This window comes from Streptomyces sp. NBC_00322, assembly GCF_036147535.1.
In the GTDB taxonomy this organism is placed as follows: Bacteria; Actinomycetota; Actinomycetes; order Streptomycetales; family Streptomycetaceae; genus Streptomyces.
The window spans coordinates 5,727,237-5,749,387 of the sequence record NZ_CP108019.1 but is presented as its reverse complement, the minus strand read 5'-3'; the positions used below and the strand labels follow the sequence as shown (position 1 = coordinate 5,749,387).

Genomic DNA, 22,151 nt, shown 5'->3' with positions numbered 1-22,151 from the left:
GGTCCTAGGCCCTCGGTCCTCGGCCGGCGCGTCTGAGACCATGGAGGCGTGACTGAGATTCCGCGCGGCACCCTTGAGGAGCAGACGTTCTACGAGCAGATCGGTGGCGAGGAGACCTTCCGGCGTCTCGTCCACCGTTTCTACCAGGGCGTTGCCGAGGACCCGCTGCTGCGGCCGATGTACCCGGAGGAGGATCTGGGTCCGGCCGAGGAGCGGCTCACCCTGTTCCTGATCCAGTACTGGGGCGGGCCTCGCACCTACAGCGACAACCGCGGCCACCCGCGGCTGCGGATGCGGCACGCGCCGTTCACCGTCGACCGGGCCGCACACGACGCCTGGCTGAAGCACATGCGTACGGCCGTGGACGAGCTCGGACTCTCAGAGGCGCACCAGCGGCAGCTGTGGGACTACCTCACCTATGCCGCGGCCTCCATGGTGAACGCGGCGGACTAGGGCGTGTCCGCTGCGGGTGTCAGCCGTGCCGGGTGGGCGTGACCGTCAGTCCGCCGAGGCCATGCGTGCGTACGACGATCGACCCGAAGGGCGTACGCAATCTGAGCCAGGCCCCCGTGGACAGCAGGGCGACCGGAACTCCCGGGCGCAAAAAGCCGAGCGACTGGGCGGCGTGCACGGCGCGCAGCGGCAGCCCGGTGGTGCCGACGGTGCGCGACCAGATCTCGCGGCCGATCCCGTCCCGCTCGGCGCGGGTGCGGCGCTCGGCGGGCAACTGCTCGTCGCGGGTGCGGAATTCGGCGACCGCGGCGGCGACGGCTCCGCGCATCGCGGTCACTTCGGGCAGTCCGGGCAGCTCCCGCCAGCCGCCGCGCGGCGGCAGCACTCCGGCCCACGGCGGCCCGGTGACCGGCGCGGGCACGGTGAACTCCGCGCCGCCCTCACCGCCCAGGGACTCCAGAAGCTCACCCGCCGAGACGGTGACATCCAGCTCGGCGGCGTCGTCGAGCCGTGCCGTACGGATCGCGAGCACCTCGAAGGAGGGCGGGCGCCCGAAAACGGCGAGCGCGCCACCACCGGCCTGAAGGCGGACGGCGGCGGCGCGGTCGTAGTGGATCAGCCGGGCGAGGAAGGCGGCGAGATCCTCCGCCTCCCTCGCGTCGGCGAAGTGCAGACTCTGCACGGGCACGCTCATGCGGCGAGAGCACCCTCGCCGGCGTCGTCCATGTACTTCAGGAGGAAGGACTTCTCCTCCGCGCTGATCCGGCGCGGACGCTCGGCGGCGAGGTCGTAGGGCACGACGATGGTCGAGGCCCGCACATAGACGTCCGAAGGGCCCTCCGCGTCCTTGACCTCGTACGCGATGGTCAGCGACGCCGCGCTTATCTTCGTCACCCACAGCTCGATGATCACCGGCTCGTGCCGGTGGACCAGCGGCCGCTTGTAGTCGATCTCGTGGCGGGCCACGACGGACCCGCCCGAGAAGGACGGCGACCCGTCCCCCGGCGCCAGCCGGAACATGAAGTCGATCCGCGCCTCTTCCAGGTACCGTAGGAAGACCGTGTTGTTGACATGCCCGAAGGCATCCATGTCCGACCAGCGGAGGGGACAGCGGTAGATGTAGCGGGCCATGTGCGACTCAGCCCCGGGTGAGCTTCTTGTAGGTGGCACGGTGCGGACGGGCCGCGTCCGGGCCGAGGCGCTCGACCTTGTTCTTCTCGTACGAGTCGAAGTTGCCCTCGAACCAGAACCACTTGGAGTCGCCCTCGTACGCCAGGATGTGCGTGGCGACGCGGTCGAGGAACCAGCGGTCGTGGGAGACGACCACGGCCGCACCGGGGAACTCGAGCAGGGCGTTCTCCAGGGAGGAGAGCGTCTCGACGTCGAGGTCGTTGGTGGGCTCGTCGAGGAGCAGCAGGTTGCCGCCCTGCTTGAGGGTCAGCGCCAGGTTGAGGCGGTTGCGCTCACCACCGGACAGGACGCCGGCCGGCTTCTGCTGGTCCGGTCCCTTGAAGCCGAACGCCGAGACATAGGCGCGGGACGGCATCTCGACCTGTCCGACGTTGATGTAGTCGAGCTCGTCGGAGACAACGGCCCACAGGGTCTTCTTGGGGTCGATGTTGGCGCGGCTCTGGTCGACGTAGGAGATCTTGACGGTCTCGCCGACCTTGATCACACCGGAGTCGGCCTCTTCCAGACCCTGGATCATCTTGAAGAGCGTGGTCTTGCCGGCGCCGTTGGGGCCGATGACGCCGACGATGCCGTTACGCGGCAGGGTGAAGCTCAGGCCGTCGATCAGGACCTTGTCGCCGAAGGCCTTGGTGAGGTTCTCGACCTCGACGACGACGGAGCCCAGACGCGGGCCCGGCGGGATCTGGATCTCCTCGAAGTCCAGCTTCCGCATCTTGTCGGCCTCGGCGGCCATCTCCTCGTAACGGGCCAGACGGGCCTTGGACTTGGCCTGCCGCCCCTTCGCGTTGGAGCGGACCCACTCGAGCTCTTCCTTCAGACGCTTCTGGCGCTTCGCGTCCTTGGCGCCCTCGACCTTGAGGCGGGAGGCCTTGTTCTCCAGGTAGGTGGAGTAGTTGCCCTCGTAGGGGTGGGCGCGGCCGCGGTCGAGCTCGAGGATCCACTCGGCGACGTTGTCGAGGAAGTACCGGTCGTGGGTGATGGCGACGACGGTGCCGGGGTACTTGGCGAGGTGCGCCTCCAGCCACTGCACGGACTCGGCGTCCAGGTGGTTGGTGGGCTCGTCGAGGAGCAGCAGGTCGGGGGCTTCGAGCAGCAGCTTGCACAGGGCGACGCGGCGCTTCTCACCACCGGAGAGGGTGGTGACGGGCCAGTCCCCGGGCGGGCAGCCGAGCGCGTCCATGGCCTGCTCGAGCTGGGCGTCGAGGTCCCAGGCGTTGGCGTGGTCGAGCTCCTCCTGGAGCTTGCCCATCTCTTCCATCAGCGCGTCGGTGTACTCGGTCGCCATCTGCTCGGCGATCTCGTTGAACCGGTCGAGCTTGCCCTTGATCGCGGCAACGCCGTCCTCGACGTTCTCCAGAACCGTCTTGGACTCGTCCAGCGGCGGCTCCTGCAGCAGGATGCCGACGGTGTAGCCGGGCGAGAGGAACGCGTCACCGTTGGAGGGCTGCTCCAGACCGGCCATGATCTTCAGCACGGTGGACTTACCGGCGCCGTTGGGGCCGACCACACCGATCTTCGCACCGGGCAGGAAGCTCAGCGTCACGTCATCGAGGATGACCTTGTCGCCGTGCGCCTTGCGCGTCTTGCGCATCGTGTAGATGTACTCAGCCAAGAGAAACCGTCCGGCAAGAAGAGGGTGGGCAGATACACCCCATCTTGCCGTACGTCCATCCCTCGACGGAAACCGGTAGGTCGGGGGCCCTTGCTTCGGTCCGGCCACCGGCACAGGACCGGCACCGACGAAACGGCCCCGGTGCGCACAGGCGTACCGGGGGCCGTCTCGGCGCAGTGTCACGTTGCGCGAGGGGGCGCTCACTCCTCGGTGGGCGTCTCCTTCTTCTTGCGGAGGAAGAAGACCGCGCCGCCGCCGATCACGACCAGCGCGATCGCGATACCCGCGATCATCGGGGTGGCACTGGAGCTGCCCGTCTCGGCGAGGTCGCCCTCAAGGCCGCTGGAGGTGCCACCGGCAGAGGCCGGGCTGGGCTGGGACGAGGGGGTATCCTCGGAGCCCGAGGCGCCGGTGGTCTTGCAGTCCAGCACGCCCTTGAAGGTCTTGCTGAAGCCTTCGGGCCCGGTGATGGTGAAGTCGTACGCCTGGTCCTCGGCGACCGGGATGGTGACCGTCCGGGACGCCCCGGCCGGGATCGTGTGCTTGAAGCCCATCAGCTCGAAGCTGAACGGCGCGTCGCCCTTGTTGGTCGCGCTGATGTCCACGCCGCCCTTGGCGCAGTTCTTCTTCGCCGACAGCGCCGGAATCGCGCCCGCCTTCGCCCAGGTCGCCGTCGCGGTCGCGGAGACCGTTGACTCGCTGGAGCCGGCCAGGATCTGGGTCTGGCTCTTGGTCGCACCCGCGAAGGCACGGCCCACCGGCACGGAGGTGGTGGCCTGCGCCGTCAGGGTCGCCGAGCCGTCGACGGCACCCGCCGGCACGTCGAAGTACAGCTGAGCGCCGTTGACGACCGCGGTGAGGGGCTTCCCAGCTACGTCGGTGATCTTGATCCCGCTGGCTGCCGCGTCGGCCGGCGGGCTCACGGCGACCTGCCCGGCATCGGTGCGGACCGTGACCGGGCCGAGCCGTCCGCCCGCCTTGCCGGAGACGGCGTTCGGCTCCAGGCTGAGCGAGGCCTTCGGCTCCGCCACGTTCTGGGCCTTGACCTCCAGCCAGTCCGCGAGCTTCTCCGCGGCGGGGTCGAGCGCGTCGACGTCCGCGCCGTCCGAGTAGCGCCAGATGGCCACCTGGGTGCCGGCCGCCGCGGTCCTCTCCGAGAGCGGCCCGGTGCCCGCCGACTTGGCCAGCGCCGCCAGGTCGTCGACCTGGGGGTAGGAGTGCTGCAGGATCCACCGGATCTTGCCCGCGTCCTTGTTGGTGCCCAGCGACGTCTGGTTCCAGGGGGTCTCGAGGTACTTCGCCTGGTCCTGGGTCGGGTTGTGGATGTCGATGCAGTACGTCTTCAGCCGGCCGCCACCGTCGACGGTCATCTCGAAGACCCCGGCGGGGATTTCGTGCTTCTTGCCGTTCGTGCGGAGCACGGCCCGGTCAAAGGTCTTCAGCCCGTCGAGAGTGGCAACCGCGCCACCCTGGTGCTGGACGTCGTCGTCGGCGGCGGCCGGGCCCGCGGCGGCCATGGAGCCGGTCGCGATGAGGCCCGACAGCAAAGCCGCGGCAGTAAGACGACGAGCAGCGCTCCGCCTGCGTCCGACCGACGCAGAGAACACAGCAAACACAGAATTCCCCTCCGGGCGAGGCCCTATTCGCGTGTGACGCGTGGGGGGAGTGCCTCGCCTGCAGACTCAAGTGCCCCGTGGTACGCCGAAATCCTATGGATGCCGTGCACCCCAGTCCCCCGTCATACCGTCAGACAACCATTCCGACTCGGAATCGTTATCGTCGCCTCTGTCGCCATCGCCGAATCCCCGTTCCTGAAACGACAAATCTCCACAACTCCTGGTCAGGGCACGGCTACCGGTGCCGCCCCGACCTCCTCGGATCGCCGGCCGGTGCGCTCCGCCGGACGGTCCGTCAGATTTGGTTCGGCCTTCACCACGCGCCGGAATGCCGAGGTCCCACGCGTCAGATCGTGGCCCACCGCCACCGCGTCGATCTCCACCGATGTCCTGCGCTGCCCGTCCCGCTCCTCTTCGCGCACCTTCAACCGCCCATGAACAAGAAGCGGTTCCCCCACGGAGACCGACCCGGCCAGATTTACGGCGAGCGACCGCCAGGCGAAAACCGTGTAGAAGCTGGTGTGCCCGTCCGTCCAGCTTCCGCTCTGCTTGTCCCATCGCCTCGATGTGACAGCGAATCGGAATCGCGCCATGCCTCCTGCCACTGATTCCCGGTACTCCACATTCGTGGCGACATTGCCCACCACCGTCACCATCGTGTCGTTCACGACAGCCACCTCCCCGTCCGGTTGTCCTGACCGATCTCCATGCTGGACCGGACGGGAAGAACCCGCTGACGCCTGTGGACGAGAGCCCCTCTGTGGAAAACCCCCTCACCCCCCTCGCCCCAGTCACCGCTGAAGCCATACAGACCCGCCCCCAGGCCCGCTTCCCGAACCGCCCCCCGGAACCGCCACGGCAGCCCCCGCCTTCCCCGACGACACCGTCGAGTACTGCTCCCGCACCTCGCGGTAGCGCATGAGCTCCCCCGCGATCGGGTCGAGCACCCTCGCCCGCCCGCACCCGGCCGCCGCCTCCCGCAGCCGCCGCTCGGCGTCCTGTCCGTACCGCCGCGCCGGCCCCCGTACGGCCGCCCCGCACGCCCACTCCACCAGCGGCCCGCCCACGATCCCGGCGAGCATCAGCATCGCCGGTGTCAGCAGCCCCGGCTCCAGGACGCCGATGATCTGCCCCACCAGCCATAGCCCGCCGTAGATCTGAAGCAGCGTCATCGATGCCTGTGCCAGTACCGCGGCCGGCCACCACTTCGGTCGCAGGGGCCGTTCGCTCGTTGCCGCCGCCTCCCGCGTCGCCAGCTCGTCCAGCGCCTCGGGCAGCCCCTCGGCCCCGCGCACCGCCGCCTCGCGCACCGCCTGCGCCCAGGGCGCGGGCAACCCGGCGGCCGCCTCGTCCGCGACCGTACGCACAGCCTGTTCGACCCGTTGGCGCGCCGTGAGCTCCTCCTCCACCGGCTCCGCGGCCTCCGGCGCCCCGCTGCCCGGCGTGCGCGTGCCCTCGTACCAGCGCCACAGCCGCAGCCAGGGCGTCCCGCACGCCCGCCCGGCGTTCCTGCGCCACTCGCGCTCCGCCGTCTCACCGGCCGCCTTGGCACCGATCGCCTCGGCGAGCCGGGCGGCGAAGTCCTCGCGCGAGCGTTCGCTCAGTCCGGTCCTGCCGTCGGCCACGTACACCGCACGCAGCTTGGCCGCGGCGGCCTCCACATCGGCGGACAGGCGCCGGGCCGGAGCAGTGCGCTCCTGTACGAACGTACCGATCATCTCCCGCAGTTCCTCGACGCCTTCCCCGGTCAGCGCGGAGAGCGGGAGCACGGTTGCGCCGGGTTCGCCGTGTTCGCCGAGCGCCATGCCGTCCTCGTCCAGGAGGCGGCGCAGATCGTCGAGCACCTGGTCGGCGGCCTCGCCGGGCAGCCGGTCCACCTGATTGAGCACCACGAAGGTGATCTCCGCATGCCCGGCGAGCGGCCGCAAATACCGCTCGTGCAGGGCTGCGTCCGCGTACTTCTCCGGGTCGACGACCCAGATCACCGCGTCCACCAGTGCCAGCACCCGGTCCACCTGCTCCCGGTGGCGGACCAGTGCCGAGTCGTGGTCGGGCAGATCGACGAGCACCAGCCCGGACAGCTCCTCGGCGCCGCCCGCCAGGGGTCTGCGCCGCAGCCGGGGCGGGATGGCGAGCCGGTCGAGCAGCCCGGCGGCACCCTCCGACCAGGTGCAGGCGATCGGTCCTGTGGTGGTGGGCCTGCGCAGTCCGGTCTCCGAGATCGGCACCTGGGCCAGTGCGTTGAAGAGCGTCGACTTGCCACTGCCCGTGGCGCCCGCGATGGCGACGACGGTGTGCCGCGAGGAGAGCCGCTGACGGGCGGCCGCCTCGTCGAGGACACGTCCTGCCTCGGCGAGTGTCTGCCCGTCCAGCCGGGTCCGTGACAGGCCGATGAGTTCGCGCAGGGCGTCGAGGCGTACCCGAAGCGGCCCGACGTACGCCCCGCCGATCGGGACGTGCTCCTCACCCACCTCCTCCTCGGTCCCCTCCCCGGTCTCCTCATCCCGCAGCCCGCCGTCGTCGCGCCCGCCCGCGCGCCGGGCGATCAGCCCGTCGTCCCAGCGGTCCGCGGCCTCGTTCTCGTCGTCAGTGATGGCGGTCAACACCGTCACCTCTCCTTCTGCAGTACGGACAGCGCGGCGATCAGTTCGGCCTGCGGCTCGGGGGTCACTTCGAGTGCGTCCAGGGGTGCCAGCCGACGGTCGCGTTCGCCGTGCAGTACGCCGTCGATGTACGTCGCCATGAGCTCGCCGCCCTTGTCACGCAGTCGCAGCGCGCCCTTGGCGCCGATCCGTTCGGCGAGCCGCTCCCCAGCTCCGCGTGCGCGCCTGCCGCCGAGCAGTGCGGCCGCGATCAGTGCGGCCACGGTTTCGGCGTCGGGCGGGAGATTCAGCTCCAGCCGGCGTACCTCTTCGTCGGCGAGCTCCTCCAGCTCCCGCCGCCAGCGGCGCACGGCGATCCCGATCCGTTCCGCCGACTCCAGATCCGGCCGCCCTCCCCGAGCGAGGACGGCCTCCGCGGCGGGCTCGCGCCGCCAGGCGTCCTGGACGCGTTCGTCGGCGGCGGCGACGGCGCACTGCAGCAGCGCGGACAGGCTGCCGACCAGCGCGTCCAGCAACTCGCCCGCGGAGCTGTCGCGTGGAAAGCCCCGCCAGCGCGTCCGCGCGTCGCCCGCGAGGACCGCACCGCTCCGGAGCTGTCCGCGTACCCGCTCGCGCTCCTTGTCGTACGCGTCCTCGACCGCGCCGGTGAGCCGTACGGCCGCCGCGTACTGCCCCGCCACCGCGGCCGCGAGTTCCGGCATCCGGGCGTTGAGCGAATCGATCACGCCCGACGCGGTACGTGCCAGTGCCTGCTGGCGGGCCGCCGGATCCTGCGCCCGGTGGGCCAGCCAGGCGAAGAGGGGGGCGACGGCAGTGGTGGGCAGCAGCCCGTTGCCGCCGCCCGCCGACTCGGGCAGCTCCGGGATCGTGAACCGCGGCACCTCACCGAGTCCGGCCTTGGTCAGCAGGGCGGCGTACTGGCGCGAGACCTCCGCGACGACCTGGTGGGGCACCCGGTCGAGCACGGTGACCAGCGTGGCGTCGTACTCCTTGGCGGTACGCAGCAGATGCCAGGGGACCGCGTCCGCGTACCGCGAGGCCGTCGTCACCATCACCCACACATCGGCGGCGCAGATCAACTCGGCGGCCAGCAGCCGGTTCTCGACGACGAGCGAGTCGATGTCGGGCGCGTCGAGCAGCGCGAGCCCCCGGGGGAGGCCGGCGGCGGTCTCGATCCGCAGGGAGTTCTGCGCGTCGGCCGCCTCGCCTGTACCGTCCTGTTCCCCTTCGGTCTCGTCCTGCTGGGGGAGCCATACGCGGGTGAGGTGCGGCAGGACCCGCATTCCCGTGAACCAGTGGTGGTCGTCGGGATGGCACACGAGCACCGGCGTACGGGTGGTGGGCCGCAGCACCCCGGCCTCGCTGACCTGCCGCCCCACAAGGGAGTTGACGAGGGTCGACTTCCCGGCTCCGGTGGATCCGCCGACGACGGCGAGAAGCGGCGCTTCGGGCTCCTTGAGCCGGGGCACGAGATAGTCGTCGAGCTGTGCGAGCAGCTCGGTACGCGTCTGCCGAGCGCGCGGGGCGCCAGGAAGGGGAAGAGGGAGACGCACGGCGGCGACACGGTCGCGGAGGGCGGAGAGTGCGTCGATCAGCTGAGGCCGTGCATCCAAGGTCACCACATGCGAAGAATGCCCAATTTAAGTGGCTTTTTGAAGCGTATAGCCCTCCCTGCGCGCCGGTCGGACAGACGGGACACATGGGGCGAGTGGGGCGCAGGCATAACGAGTGCACAACACCCGAGACGCGAGGCGCTAAAAGCGGTGCGTGAATCGCGCCTGCCTGCGATTATCGGTTCGCTTCACTGAACCTCCACATCGTGCCACGCAGGTGAAGCAACGGGGTCAAGGCGATCGGAGCCCTATCCTTGTCCCCGGCAAGGTCACGGACCACCCGACGTGGGCTCCAGGCCACCGAGGCCACCATTCGGCCCCCGTAGCTCAGTGGATAGAGCAGGCGCCTTCTAAGCGCTTGGCCGCAGGTTCGAGTCCTGCCGGGGGCACTCTTCCCGACCGATGCACGGCCCTCCCTCGTGGAGGGCATTTTTTGCAGGTCGGAGGAACCCTAGCGACGGTGGCGCAGCGCCGGGGCAAACCGGCAGGATCCCGCCAGGCGTCCGGCTCGTTCGCGCTGCGGACCTCATGGTTTGGGCGGGGAGGCCGCAAAGCATGAGCAAAGCCGGCTTCTGCGGGAAGTTGATCTTCTACGATCCCCGGGGCCTGCACTCCGAGGTGCTGCTGAGCGCCGTGAGCGCGTTCGCCTTCAAGAGCGAGAAGCTCGTCTTCGTCAAGGACTCCGCGCTGACCGGCCTGCTGGGGCTGGCGTTCCTGGGATCGCTGCTGCTGGCGCGGCCGATGATGTTCTACTTCGGCCGGAAGTTCGCGACCGACGGGACCGCGGAGGGAATCGCGCGCTGGAACGGCTCCTGGGACGCGTATCCCGGCTTCCGCAGCAGCCAGCGACGGCTGACGGTCGTCTGGGGCGTGGCGTTCCTGGTGGAGTCCGCGGTGCGCATCGCGCTCACGTACGCACTCGACACCGGGACGATGGTCGGGGTGTCGAATGTGCTGCCGTTCGTGGTGCTGGCCGGGCTCATGACGTCCACGATCCAGACCGGGAAGAAGGGGCGCGCCAGGATGGCCGCCGCACAGTTGCAGGAGCCCGGGGCGGCCTGAGCGGCCCGGGCCCGTGCCGTCGCGGATGAATACGGGTGAGTAGAGGCGCAACGCCTCCTGCTTCTCCCCTCGACACAGCGGGAGTTGGGCGAGATCGGCGGCGGTCGGCGTACGTCCGCCGTGGAATCACGCAAGTGCGCGGTGCGGCTCACCGGCCCCGGCTCGGTCGCCGGACTGGTCGCGCTCTTGGACCGGGTCTGGGCGGCTGCCGTCCCGCTCGGCACCAGCTGGGCCATCGCTACGCACCGTGCGCCGAATGATGGCGACCTGATGGAACGGCTCGAGGCGCGCAGCCGTTTGCGAGGCGGGCCAGCGCGCGGGCCAGCGTGGCTGGTTCCGGCCGGCCGGCCACCCTCATCGGAGAAATTGCGCCATTTGTCCGAAGCCTCGGGGAATCCTAACGAGTTCTTGATCCCCTCAGACCCCTCTGACGGTGCTTTCCGGCCGGTGGAGCGGCTTACGCTCGCGCCGTGCTCAACGTGACCGGGATACTCAAGCGGCTGGTGATCGGCCGGGCAAGGCGCAGCGAGGAGCTGGGCGAGACGCTGCTGCCCAAGCGTCTCGCTCTGCCGATCTTCGCCTCCGACCCACTGTCCTCGGTGGCGTACGCCACCCAGGAGATCCTGCTGGTCCTCACCCTTGGCGGCCTGGCGTATCTGCATTTCACGCCCTGGATCGCGGCCGCGGTCGTGGTGCTGATGACCGTGGTGGTGCTGTCCTACCGCCAGGTGGTGCACGCCTATCCGAGCGGCGGCGGATCGTACGAGGTGGCCTCGACGAACATCGGCCCGTCGGCCGGCCTGGTGGTCGCAGCCTCGCTGCTGGTCGACTACGTGATGACGGTGGCCGTATCGGTCGCCTCCGGCGTCGACAACATCATCTCGGCGGTGCCCGAACTGGCCGACGAGCGGGTGCTGATGGCGCTGATCTTCGTCGCCCTGCTGACCGCGATGAACCTGCGCGGTGTACGCGAGTCCGGCCAACTGTTCGCCGCCCCGACCTACCTGTTCATCGGCGGCGTACTGATCATGGTCGGTACCGGCCTGTTCCGCTATCTGATGGGTGACGCGCCGGTGGCCGAAAGCGCCGCCTACGGCATCAAGGCGGAGCCCGGGGACGCGAACCTGGCGGGCCTCGCGCTGGTGATGCTGGTCCTGCGCGCGTTCTCCAGCGGCTGTACGGCACTGACCGGCGTGGAGGCGATCTCCAACGGCGTGCCCGCCTTCCGCAAGCCCAAGTCCCAGAACGCCGCGACCACCATGGCCGCGATGGGCATCATCGCCATCACGATGTTCGTCGGCGTCACCACGCTCGCCATCGTGGCCAAGGTGCACATCACCGACGACTCCTGCCGGCTGACGGGGCTGACCGACTGCGAGGGCTACACGCAGCGCACGGTCATTGCGCAGCTGGCAGCCGCCGTCTTCGGCGGCGAGAGCAGCGTGGGCTTCTACTTCATCCAGGCCGCCACCGCCCTGGTCCTGATCCTCGCCGCGAACACCGCCTTCAACGGCTTCCCGCTGCTCGCCTCGATTCTCGCCCAGCACCGCTATCTGCCACGCCAGTTGCACAACCGCGGCGACCGGCTCGCGTTCTCCAACGGCATCCTGGCCCTGGCGATCGTGGCCGGTTTGCTGCTGTGGGGCTACAAGGCCAATGTCACCAGCCTCATCCACCTCTACATCCTGGGCGTGTTCACCTCCTTCACGCTCTCCCAGACGGGCATGGTCCGGCACTGGAACCGCGAGCTGCGCACCGAGCCCGATCAGGCGATGCGCCGCCGCCATCAGGTCGCGCGGGTCATCAACGCCACCGGCGCGGTCATCACCTTCCTGGTCCTGGTCATCGTGCTGGCCACCAAGTTCACCCAGGGCGCGTGGCTGGCGGTGCTGGCGGCGGTCGTGCTGTTCGTGATGATGCGCGGAATCCGCCGCCACTACGACAGTGTCGCGGCCGAACTCGCGGTCACCGACCCGCGCAGCGAGATGGTCCGGCCTTCCCGGGTGCTGGCCATCGTGCTCGTGTCCACCATCCACAAACCGACCCTGCGGGCGCTGGCCTACGCACGCGCCTTCAGGCCCGACCGGCTGGAAGCCCTCACCGTCGCGGTCGACCGCGACGCCTCCACCGCACTCCAACGGCAGTGGGAGGACTACGGCATCGACATCCCGCTCACGGTCCTCGACTCCCCCTACCGCGAGATCACCAAGTCGGTGGTGGAATACGTGCGCTCGATACGGCGCGAGAGCCCGCGCGACGTGGTCGCTGTCTTCATCCCCGAGTACGTCGTCGGCCACTGGTGGGAGAACCTGCTGCACAACCAGTCGGCGCTGTGGCTCAAGAGCCGCCTGCTGTTCACCCCCGGCGTGATGGTGACCAGCGTCCCCTGGCAGCTGTCCTCCGCCGCCCGCGCCGACCACCCTGCCGCCCGCGCCCCCGGCTCCGTACGCCGCGGAGAACCCACGACGGCGCCCACGAGCGACGACGTCAGCACGCATCACTAGCCGCTCCGCGGAGAGGAGGCGCGAGCGGCAGCGCCGACCTACGGTGGTTTGGAGAGGACGCCGTCAGGCCGAACCGGGCGTTCCGGAGGAGGCTGCGATGAAGGAGCTATTCGTCTGGGTGACGACGCGCCGCATCAAGCCCGGCGCGTTGGAGGAGTTCGAGAGCGCCTGGCGCCCGGATCCGTATCCGCAGGCTCTGCGCTACGCCTACGCGTACTGGAGCGAGGACGGCCGGGAGATCACCGGGGTGTCGTTCTGGGACACCAAGGAGGCATGCGACTCCTGGCGGGCCTCCGAGGCGGAGACGCGGCGGCACGAAGCCATGGCCCCGTACGTCGTCGAGGAGCGGGAAGGCTTCTACCGCGGGCGTGAACTCGCCGCCCCCGCACGGTAGCCGGCGCGCGGTCTCCGGAATCCCGGTCGCGGCTCTGGCACCGGGGCAGCCTTCGCCGCGACGGAGGACGCGAGGCGGAGGAGAATTCGGGTAAGGGGCAAAGATCGGGGCAATGCCGAAGGGCGGAGACCGATGTCGAAATACCTTTTCAGAGTCACGCTGACCGTGGACGGCCTGAAGGGCATGCTCAAGGAAGGTGCCGCGTCGCGCCGCAAGGTCGTCGAACGCATGGTTCAGGGCCTGGGAGGCCAGGTCGAATCCATGTACTGGGCGTTCGGCGAGGAGGACGTCTACGTCATCGCGGACCTGCCGGGCAACGCCTCCGCCGCGGCCATGGGCCTGGCCACCTCGGCGGCCGGTGGCGTTCGCACGAACACGGTCGTCCTGCTGACGGCCGACGAGATCGACGAAGCGGCCCGTCAGAAGGTGGAGTACCGCGCACCCGGTGCCTGACACACGCGCTCAACCCATGCGACGACCCGCATCGGGCGGCAGGGGCTGAGTCTCCTGCGCCCTCGTGTGCACCTTCATGGCGCGTTGGCGCCACGCATACGCCACCGTCGCCGAGTGGATCGCGGCCATCGGCATCCTCGTCGTGCTCCCCCTCGCTCTCACCTGGCCGGCGGCGGGCATCGGCCTGGTGGCCATGCCTTCAACCGCGAAGCGCCTAGGCCTGTCCGTACGGCTCAGAGCACCCGCCACCTCACCAGCGCGGCCAGCACCGCAACCCCCGGCAGCAGCGGCATCCATACGGTGAGGAAACGGAAACCGAGAACCGTCGCGGTGGCGACCACGAGCGGCGCACCGACCGTGACGAGGGCGACGGCCAGGGCGGGCTCGACCGAGCCGATGCCGCCCGGAGCCGGAATGAAACCGGCCGCGATGCTCGCCGCCAGATAGGCGATCACGATGTACGGCCACGAAACCGGCAGTTCAAGGGCAAGCGCGACACACACCAGCACGGCTGCCTGCAGCAGCGGGAAGGCCAGCGCGCCGCCCCACAGGGCCAGCGCCCGGGCGGGCCGCTTGTGCAGGGCGCGTGCGTCGGTCAGCGCGGTACGCAGGAATCCGGCGACGAAGCGGCGCAGCCGCGGTATCGAGAGCAGCACGATCACCGCCGCTCCGATCACGGCGACCGCGACGAGGAGCGCCGTCGGGACCGTACTCCCCGGCGGTACGAGCTCGTCGAGCCGCAGCGCGTCGGGGAAGGCCAGCACCAGTCCGAGGAGCAGTCCGATCCTGGCGACCGCCTCGACCAGGCTGTAGAGGGCGAGCGCGGCCGTCGAACGGTCCAGCGGAATGCCGCAGCCCCGAAGGAAGCGCAGGGTGACCACATGCGCCCCAAGTCCTGCCGGGAGCAAGTGGTTGGCGGCTCCGGCGGCGAACTGCGAGGCGAGCAGGCGCCCGGTGGGGAGCCTTTCCACCACGGTTCCCTGGCGTACGCAGGACGCCGCCACCCAGCACAGTCCGGTGACGACGGCGCCCATGAGCAGCCAGCTGATGTCGGCGCCGCCGAGGCGGCTGACGCCGGAGGCCACGAGGGGCCAGTTGCCGACCGCCCAGACGGCAACCAGGACGAACGGGACGAAGCAGATGATCCGGCGGACGGGCAGCTGCCGCAGACGGTTCAGCGGGTGCCGTTGCAGGGGGAGGGGGAGGGTATCGGGCATGGCCACGTTCTCGGCCGTCCTTCTTTCATGGGGCCCGCCTCGCGGCGCCATCGCGGTACGAGGCGGGAGGGCTGCCCGGGAACCTGCCCCTCTCGCGCGACATTCCGGTGTCGCGAACCCGACATCCAGCGGATACGTCGGTGGCCTCTGGGGGCACCGGTGCTGTCACGTCGCTACAGCGCGGCACTGACCAGCAGGGCGAACGACGCGATCGTGAACAGTGTGCGGATCAGATGGAGGACGTTCCAGCGGGGCTCGAAGGCCGCGCGGACCTCGCTGTCGGGTCCGGCCGAGGGGTCGTTCTCCGACGTCGCGAGGGCGTTGTTCAGCGGGATGTTGCCGACGACGGTGACGAGGTGGTTGAGGACCGCGCACACCAGGCCCACGACGATCAGCCAACGCTGGGTGTCCGTGCGCCCGTCGACGGGGACGGCGAGGGCCGCGGCCGGGAAGGCGATGATCCCGAAGAAGATGAGGAGGAAGAGCGGGCGCGGTACGACCTCGTTGATCCGGCGCATGGCGGTGAGGAACTGGTCGTCGGACAGCCGGGCGAGAGCGGGCATGACCCCGGTCCGGAAGGTCAGCATGAACCCCGCGTACAGACCGGTGGAGATGATGGCGAGGGCGAGCAGAAGGGAGGCCATGGCCCACATCATGTCCCTCCGTGACTCGCCGACGCAGCACCGTAACGGCGGAGCTGCGCGCCCGATAGTCCGGATAGTTGGGCTGGAGCGGCCCGCACCCCGGGGTGGACCGCAGTACGGGGCGGCGCGGCCAGGCCGTCCGCCTCCTGCCCAAGGCGACAGGCGAAGGGCGACAGGCGACAGGCAGGCGACCCCGCGCCGCCGGGCTGCAGCTGGAGCCGGGCCGGGCCACGAGGCTGGAGCCGGGCCCGCTTGCGAGGCCGCCGCCGGGCTGACCTCGACCCGCCTGGCCGGCGGCTCCGCCGGGCCGCACCCGAACCCACCTGCCCGGTCGCTCCGCCGGGCCGCACCCGAACCCACCTGCCCGGCAGCGCGCCCAGCACCCGGGACACGGCACACGGCACACGGCACAGCCCGACCACCGCCGCGCCGTCGTCAGGGCGCAGCCCGACGCCCGCGCCGTCTCGCCCTCTTCTCAGTCCCGCAGCTTCTGCGCCTGCCTGATCGCCTCCGCCAACTGCCGCACCGCGCCGTCCTCCGTCGACTTCGCCAGCGTCCCCGCCCGCTCGGCCAGTTCGCCCAGACCCGGCGCGCCCGGCATCGAGCCGCCCCTCAGCGATTCGGCGAAGTACGCCGCGACCGCCGTGACCTGGAGCCTCTTGGAGGCTCCGTCCCACAGCGCGCCGTCGATCGCGTCCGTCTCGACCGAGCTCGTCTGCTCGTGCGGGGCGCGTGTCCGTGGGTCGAGCCAGCGGACGGTCGCCGTCGCGACATGGCCGCTCGCGCCCTCCCGCAGCCGTACCGCATACAGCGCCGTCACCGTGTGGCCCGGGCCGACCTCGCCGCCGTCCACACGGTCGTTGCGGAAGTCCTCGTCCGCGACCGCGCGGTTCTCGTAGCCGATGAGCCGGAACTGCTTGACGGTCTTCGGGTCGAAGGCCACCTGCGCCTTCGCGTCCCGTGCGCGCAGCTCGATATGGGTGGGCAGTTGGTCGACGAAGACCTTCCTGGCCTGCTGGCTGGTCGAGACGTACGTCGTGTGGCCGTCGCCCTTGTCGGCGAGCCGCTCCATCAGCTTGTCGCCGTACTCGCTGCCGACGCCCACGCCGAAGAGTGTGATGCCGTACTCCCGACGCTCGTCGTCGATACGGTCGAGGATCGCGTCGGCGTCGGTCTCCCCCGTGTTGGCGAGGGCGTCGGAGAGGAGCACAACGCGATTGGTGGCTCCGCGGCGACGGCCCTCGACCGCCTCGTCGTAGCCGGTCCGCACGCCTGCCTCGACATTGGTGGAGTCGGTCGGCTCCAAGCTGTCGATCACCGAGTGGATCCGCTCGCGGCTGCCCTTGAGCCGGGTCATCGGCAGCCGGGTCTCGGCCTCGTCGCTGAAGGTGACGACGGCGATCGAGTCGTCGTCGCGCAGCTCGTCGGTGAGGATCCCCAGCGATTCCTGGACGAGGTCGAGGCGGCCCGGCTCGGCCATGGAGCCGGAGATGTCGATGACGAACGTGAGGGCGGCGGGCGGCCGTTCGCCCGTGCGGTCGGAGGGGCGGGTCGAGAGCCCCACGCGCACCAGCGACCAGTCCTCCCCGTCGACTTCGCCCTCGGCACCACGGGGCCGCGCGCCGTCGACCGTCACCGAGAAGCCGTCGCCCCTCGGCCGCGGATAGTCCTGCCGGAAGCTGTTGACGAACTCCTCGGGCCTGACGTCACCGGGCTGCGGCCGCTGTCCGTCGGCGAGTGTGCGGCGGGCATAGCCGTACGAGGCGGTGTCGACGTCGAGCGCGAAGGTGGACAGATAGTCGGCCGCGGGCCTTGAATCCTGGAGCGCGTCGTCCTTTCGCTGTCCTTCCGACCCGCCGTCAACCCCCTCCGCAGGTGCGCCTCCTCCACCGTCCGGCGCGATCGGCGCGGGTGCGGGCTTCGAGCCGTCGTTCGCCCTCTGCTCGCCGCTTCGAGAGGCCCGGTCGGCCTGGCCGCCCGCCCCGCAGCCCGCGGTCAGCAGCATGCCGCCGGCCAGTATCGCGGCCGCCGCTCCCCTGTACGTCCGTGTGCTGAGCTTCATCTGGGCTCCCCTGGATCGTCACTTGTGAATGTGACGTCCGAGACGGCTCCAGGGAGCAGTCGAAGGAGTTGCGGATGAATCTCAATGCGGCAACGGCGGGCGAGAGTTGCCCCCGGCCGGGAAGGGCAACTCCCTCAGTGGCTCTGCTGCTCGCACTCATCTCTCCTGCCTCCAGCGTGACCGGCCACCGCTCGGAAACGAAGGGACTGGCAAGGACTCGCCAGTCCCCGACCAGGCTCTTGTCACCATGTGCATTCATGTGCGTACATGGAGTGGCATACGAGTCCGAAGGGGACGGACCGTATGTCTGCGTGGATGGCGGGGGGATGATCTGCGATGGCAGTGGGGGTGGTTCCGGGCTCCGTGCTCGGTCCAGAGGTTTCACGGTCTGTTCTGCGCGACGCGCCTGGGCAGCCTGTTCAAGGAGTGGCACAGGTGAGAGCGGCCCTGACCGGGCTGGTCCGCTCCGCACGCCGTGAGCTCCTCAGCTTCGACGACCCGGCAGGTGCGCTGGGCCAGGGCATTCCGGAGCGGTTCCTCGAATTCGCCGGCGCCTGCGTGCGTTCGGCCACCGGGCAGACCGCGGCGGTCCGGCGTATCGCCCCCCGGCAGGGGCTGACTCATATGCGGGAGCCGTTACGCTGCCCCGGCGCGGTCAGGGTGACGGACTCCATTCCGTTCAAGATGGTGGTCGCGGACCGCACGGTCGCTGCCGTGCCGCTCGATCTGGAACTGCACTACAACGGCGTGCTGTTGATCCGCGATCCCGTTGTCGTCCAGACCCTGGTCCGCACGCACCGCACCTGGTGGGACACGGGTGATGATCCGACCCGACATATGGTGGTCGGTCCCGTGCCGACCCATCTGCAGTCCGTGCTCCACGCCATGCTGACCGGGCTCACGGACGAGGCGGCCGCGGTCCGGCTCGGCATGTCGGGGCGTACGTACAGCCGCCGCGTCGGTGAACTGCTCACCGCTCTCGGCACGACGAGCCGCTTCCGGGCGGGAGCGGAAGCGGCTCGTCGGGGCTGGCTGTAGCGATACGACTCGCCGGACACCCGTTAGGACACGATGTCCTTGCGGGAGAAGTTCCGGAAGGCGAGCGCGAACAGCACCAGTGCATACGTCACCGAGACCGCCGCGCCCTTCACCATGCCGTTCCACTCCAGCTGTGGCTGGAGCGCGTCGATCCATGCGAACTGCCAGTGCGCGGGCAGCCCATCACGCCATGACCCGAGCGCCGTGACCGCGTCCAGCACATTGCCGATGATCGTCAGACCCACCGCGCCGCCGACCGCGCCCAGCGGGGCGTCGGTCTTGGTGGACAGCCAGAACGCAAGCCCGGCCGTGACCAGTTGGGAGACAAAGATGAACGCCACGACCAGCCCCAGACGCGGCAGCGTGTCGCCGGTGTCAAGGGAGCCGCCCGTGGGCAGTTCCAGCGGCCCCCAGCCGTAGGCCATGGTGCCCGTCGCCAGAGCCACCAGCGGCAGCAGCACCATCGCCGCCGCGCTGAAGCCGAGCGCCACCGCCAATTTGGACCACAGCAACCGGGTGCGCGGCACGGGCGCCGCGAGGAGATAGCGCAGGGACGACCAACTGGCCTCCGACGCCACCGTGTCGCCGCAGAACAGCGCCACCGGCACCACCAGCAGGAAGCCCGCCGAGACGAACAGACACGTGGCCGCGAAGTTCGCCCCGGACGCGGTGGCCGTGTCCATCAGGGTCACCCGGCCGCTGTCCCTGCCGTCCGGGGTGCCGCCGATCGCGAAGGCGGCGATCAGAATGAGGGGCAGCGCGGCCAGCACCCCGGCCATGACCAGCGTCCGCCTGCGCTTCAGCTGCCGTACGGCCTCGACACGCAGCGGCAGGGTGCGCCGCCCCCGGTAGCCCGGGGCCGACTCGGCCAGCGTGCTCATGCGGGTCCTCCGATCAGGGTGAGGAAGGCATCCTCCAGGCGGCGGTGCGGACCGACGCCCGTCAACGGCACATCCAGACGGACGAGTTCGGCGATCATGCCGGTGGCCGTGGCCCCGTCGAGGCGTACGAGCAGCCCTTCGTCCGTACGGGACGCCGAGCCGATTCCCGGCAGCGCGGCGATCTTCTCGACCACCGGCTCCGCAATCTCCTCGGCGGTGGTGACGAGCAGGGTGTCGCTCTCGCCGGTGATCTCCGCGACCGGTCCTGCCTGCACCAGCCGGCCGCGGTCCATGACCACGAGATGGGTGCAGGACTGTTCGACCTCGGAGAGGAGGTGACTGGAGACGATCACCGTGCGGCCCGCGGCCGCGTACCGGATCATCACGTCCCGCATTTCGCGGATCTGGGGCGGGTCGAGTCCATTCGTCGGCTCGTCGAGAATCAGCAGATCCGGCATGCCGAGCATGGCCTGGGCGATGGCGAGGCGCTGCCGCATTCCCTGCGAGTAGGTGCGTACGGCGCGGGCGAGGGCGTCGCCGAGACCCGCGATCTCAAGGGCCTCCTCGATATGCGCATCGCCGGCGGGGCGGCCGGTGGCCTGCCAGTAGAGCTCCAGGTTGTCGCGGCCCGAGAGATGCGGCAGGAAGCCCGCGCCCTCGACGAACGAGCCGACCCGGGAGAGGACGGGCGCGCCCGGGCGGATGGCATGGCCGAATACCCGGATCTCGCCCTCGTCGGGCCGGATGAGACCCATCAGCATGCGCAGGGTGGTGGTCTTGCCCGCGCCGTTGGGGCCGAGCAGGCCGAGGACCTGGCCCTTCTCGACGCGGAAGGACAGCTCCCGTACGGCATACCGGTCGGCGGACTTGGCGTACCGCTTGGTCAAGCCGGTGATCTCCAGCGGCACTTCGGCCAGCTCGGGGTCGGGCGCCGGGGCGAGGACCCGGCGCCGGGCGGTAAGCAGGAGCGCCGCCGCGATCAGTGCGCCCGCGGCCGGGAGCGCCCAGGTCCACCAGGGAAGTCCCGCGGCCTGGGTCTTCACGGCGGGTGCGGTGGGCACCGCCAGGGTGCCGCCTCCGACGAGCGCGACGGTGTACGTGGCGGGGGCGGCCGGGGACGCATAGCCGAGGTCGGTCGCGGACAGGACCAGCCGCAGCCGGTGTCCGGCGTCGACCTGATGGTCCACGGCCGGCAGGGTCAGTGCGACGTCCCTGCCCTGCTTGGCGTTCTCGACGCGGACGGGGGCGACGAGCTGGGAGGGCAGCACCTGTTCACGGCCGTCGGGCCCGACGTCGTAGACCTTGCCGAACAGAACCGCTTCACCGCTTGAGGAGGTGACCTTGACCTTGACGGTCGGCGAGCCGGTGATCCGCAGGGACTGCTGGAGGGGCTCGGAGTCGAAGCGTGCGAACTGGCCGGGGAAGTCGAGGGAGAGACCGAGACCGAGACCGAGGGAGGAGAGCTGACCGAGGCCGCCGCCGAGGCCGGGGACCGCGGAGATGGCGGGCGGGGTGGCGCCCGCCGGGTTGGAGAAGCTCTGCTCGCGGCCGGTGAGCGCGATCGGCTGTGCGCCGCTCGCGAGCCCCGGGTAGCGGTCGCCGGTCGCGCCGCGCAACAGCGCCTGGCCGTCGGTGGAGTCGATGCCTCCGGTACGGCTGACGCGGAAGGCGGGTCCGGTGTCGGTGCCCTTGTCCTGCTTGAGGTAGCGGTCGAACCAGTCGCTGATCCGGGACTCGATCCGGCCCGTCTCCCGGTCGCCGCCGTCGTGGCCGCCGACGATCCAGTCGACGGAGACGGGCGCGCCGTTGGCGCTGATCCGCTTGGCCATGGCGTCGGCGTGTGCCAGCGGGAAGAGGGAGTCGGACTGGCCCTGCACGATCAGCGTGGGCACCTTGATTCGCTCGCCGACGGCGGAGGGGCTGCGGCGCTCAAGGAGTTGCTCGGCGGCGGCGTCGGGCTTTCCGGCAACGGCGACGCGTTCGTACATCGCGCACAACGCGGGCTGGAAGCGTCCGCAGCCGCCCGGGTTGGCGGGGCCCGCGGGGGTGGCCGCTCCGGCTGCACCCTGAGGCCCGGCACCGCCCGGGGGCGTGTCCCCGGCAGGTGCGTCGGCGGGTGTGTCGGCGGGCCGGTCTTCGGAGGTGCCCGGTGCGCCCCCGGAGCTGGTGGAGAAGAAGATCCCGGCCCAGAGCTTCTTGAAGACGCCGTCCGGGAAGAGCGCGTCGGAGAGGTTCCAGTAGGTGATGGCGGGGGCGATGGCGTCGACGCGCTTGTCGTATCCGGCGGCGAGCAGCGAGATGGCTCCGCCGTAGGAGGCACCGGTGACGCCGACGCGCGGGTCACCGTTCGCGTCCAGCTGCACCTCGGGCCGTTTCGCCAGCCAGTCGATGAGCCGCGAGACGTCCTTGACCTCGAAGTCGGGGTCGTTGAGCCCGATCTGCCCGGTGGATGTGCCGAAGCCGCGGGCGGACCAGGTCAGTACGGCGTATCCGTCGCGGGCCAGCTTCTCGGCCTGGGCGCGTACGTCGTCCTTGCTGCCGCCGAAACCGTGGCCGAGGAGCACGGCGGGACGGCGCTCCTTGCCGCCCGTCGTGAAGTAGGAGGTGTCGATCTTCGCGCCGGGCATCTCCTGCACCCGGTCCTCACGCTGCACGGTCGGTGCGCCGTCGTCGGCGACCGCGGTCCAGGTGCCCGCGCCGGCGAGTACGGCGATGGCGGCGACGCCTGCGAGCCATCGGCCGCGCGGCCCGGGAAGTCGGATCTGCATGCTTGAAACCCTAAGCGGATCCCTGTGCTCGCTCGGCTGC

18 protein-coding genes and 1 tRNA gene are annotated in these 22,151 nt (G+C 70.3%); 7 read left to right on the top strand and 12 right to left on the bottom strand.

Going from position 1 to position 22,151, the window contains the following annotated elements; all coding sequences use genetic code 11:
* The first annotated feature begins 48 nt into the window (after positions 1-48).
* Positions 49-453 (top strand): globin, encoded by a 405-nt coding sequence (locus OG905_RS26335; protein ID WP_328677788.1) that lies wholly within the window; start codon positions 49-51, stop codon positions 451-453.
* Between the two features lie 19 nt (positions 454-472).
* On the opposite strand, the gene OG905_RS26330 is transcribed toward OG905_RS26335, so the two are convergent.
* The 7 genes from OG905_RS26330 to OG905_RS26300 form a co-directional block, all read right to left on the bottom strand.
* Positions 473-1,147 (bottom strand): hypothetical protein, encoded by a 675-nt coding sequence (locus tag OG905_RS26330; protein WP_328677787.1) that lies wholly within the window; start codon positions 1,145-1,147, stop codon positions 473-475.
* The gene (locus tag OG905_RS26325) at positions 1,144-1,584 is read right to left on the bottom strand and encodes an acyl-CoA thioesterase (RefSeq protein WP_328677786.1); all 441 of its coding nucleotides are present in this window, start codon (positions 1,582-1,584) and stop codon (positions 1,144-1,146) included. Before OG905_RS26325 ends, OG905_RS26330 begins: the two co-directional genes overlap by 4 nt.
* 7 nt (positions 1,585-1,591) lie before the next feature.
* The gene (ettA, locus tag OG905_RS26320) at positions 1,592-3,256 is read right to left on the bottom strand and encodes an energy-dependent translational throttle protein EttA (RefSeq protein WP_328677785.1); all 1,665 of its coding nucleotides are present in this window, start codon (positions 3,254-3,256) and stop codon (positions 1,592-1,594) included.
* A 200-nt stretch (positions 3,257-3,456) separates the two neighbouring features.
* The gene (locus tag OG905_RS26315) at positions 3,457-4,872 is read right to left on the bottom strand and encodes an LAETG motif-containing sortase-dependent surface protein (RefSeq protein ID WP_443043995.1); all 1,416 of its coding nucleotides are present in this window, start codon (positions 4,870-4,872) and stop codon (positions 3,457-3,459) included.
* A 224-nt stretch (positions 4,873-5,096) separates the two neighbouring features.
* Complete coding sequence (locus tag OG905_RS26310; protein ID WP_328677783.1) at positions 5,097-5,540, bottom strand: single-stranded DNA-binding protein; 444 nt, start codon at positions 5,538-5,540, stop codon at positions 5,097-5,099.
* 123 nt (positions 5,541-5,663) lie between these two features.
* Positions 5,664-7,475 (bottom strand): GTP-binding protein, encoded by a 1,812-nt coding sequence (locus tag OG905_RS26305; protein ID WP_443043994.1) that lies wholly within the window; start codon positions 7,473-7,475, stop codon positions 5,664-5,666.
* A gap of 5 nt (positions 7,476-7,480) precedes the next feature.
* A complete protein-coding gene (locus tag OG905_RS26300) occupies positions 7,481-9,088 on the bottom strand; it encodes a dynamin family protein (protein ID WP_328677782.1) in 1,608 nt (535 codons plus the stop codon).
* A 316-nt stretch (positions 9,089-9,404) separates the two neighbouring features.
* On the opposite strand from OG905_RS26300, the gene OG905_RS26295 reads away from it, so the two are divergent.
* The 5 genes from OG905_RS26295 (at position 9,405) to OG905_RS26275 (ending at position 13,501) form a co-directional block, all read left to right on the top strand.
* A tRNA-Arg gene (locus tag OG905_RS26295) sits at positions 9,405-9,477 on the top strand.
* A gap of 166 nt (positions 9,478-9,643) precedes the next feature.
* Positions 9,644-10,150, top strand: coding sequence for a VC0807 family protein (locus OG905_RS26290; RefSeq protein ID WP_328677781.1), 507 nt, complete (start codon positions 9,644-9,646; stop codon positions 10,148-10,150).
* A gap of 470 nt (positions 10,151-10,620) precedes the next feature.
* A complete protein-coding gene (locus OG905_RS26285) occupies positions 10,621-12,654 on the top strand; it encodes an APC family permease (protein ID WP_328677780.1) in 2,034 nt (677 codons plus the stop codon).
* Positions 12,655-12,751: 97 nt separating this feature from the next.
* On the top strand, positions 12,752-13,048 hold the full coding sequence (locus OG905_RS26280; RefSeq protein ID WP_328677779.1) for a hypothetical protein: 297 nt from the start codon (positions 12,752-12,754) through the stop codon (positions 13,046-13,048).
* 132 nt (positions 13,049-13,180) lie between these two features.
* Positions 13,181-13,501, top strand: a complete 321-nt coding sequence (locus OG905_RS26275; protein ID WP_328677778.1) for a GYD domain-containing protein — start codon at positions 13,181-13,183, stop codon at positions 13,499-13,501.
* A 233-nt stretch (positions 13,502-13,734) separates the two neighbouring features.
* Here OG905_RS26275 and OG905_RS26270 read toward each other — a convergent pair whose 3' ends face one another.
* From OG905_RS26270 to OG905_RS26260, 3 genes are all read right to left on the bottom strand, one after another.
* Positions 13,735-14,718 carry a lysylphosphatidylglycerol synthase transmembrane domain-containing protein gene (locus tag OG905_RS26270; RefSeq protein ID WP_328682613.1) on the bottom strand — a complete coding sequence of 328 codons (984 nt, stop codon included), beginning with the start codon at positions 14,716-14,718 and terminating at the stop codon, positions 13,735-13,737.
* 173 nt (positions 14,719-14,891) lie between these two features.
* The gene (locus OG905_RS26265; protein WP_328677777.1) at positions 14,892-15,362 is read right to left on the bottom strand and encodes an anthrone oxygenase family protein; all 471 of its coding nucleotides are present in this window, start codon (positions 15,360-15,362) and stop codon (positions 14,892-14,894) included.
* A 475-nt stretch (positions 15,363-15,837) separates the two neighbouring features.
* Positions 15,838-17,424 (bottom strand): vWA domain-containing protein, encoded by a 1,587-nt coding sequence (locus OG905_RS26260; RefSeq protein WP_328677776.1) that lies wholly within the window; start codon positions 17,422-17,424, stop codon positions 15,838-15,840.
* 435 nt (positions 17,425-17,859) lie between these two features.
* On the opposite strand from OG905_RS26260, the gene OG905_RS26255 reads away from it, so the two are divergent.
* Positions 17,860-18,462, top strand: a complete 603-nt coding sequence (locus tag OG905_RS26255; protein ID WP_328677775.1) for a DNA-binding response regulator — start codon at positions 17,860-17,862, stop codon at positions 18,460-18,462.
* Between the two features lie 23 nt (positions 18,463-18,485).
* Here the strand turns inward: OG905_RS26255 and OG905_RS26250 are convergent, their stop codons facing one another.
* Together OG905_RS26250 and OG905_RS26245 are read right to left on the bottom strand one after the other, a co-directional pair.
* Positions 18,486-19,343 carry an ABC transporter permease gene (locus OG905_RS26250; protein WP_328677774.1) on the bottom strand — a complete coding sequence of 286 codons (858 nt, stop codon included), beginning with the start codon at positions 19,341-19,343 and terminating at the stop codon, positions 18,486-18,488.
* A complete protein-coding gene (locus OG905_RS26245) occupies positions 19,340-22,111 on the bottom strand; it encodes an alpha/beta fold hydrolase (RefSeq protein WP_328677773.1) in 2,772 nt (923 codons plus the stop codon). Before OG905_RS26245 ends, OG905_RS26250 begins: the two co-directional genes overlap by 4 nt.
* Between the last annotated feature and the right edge of the window lie 40 nt (positions 22,112-22,151).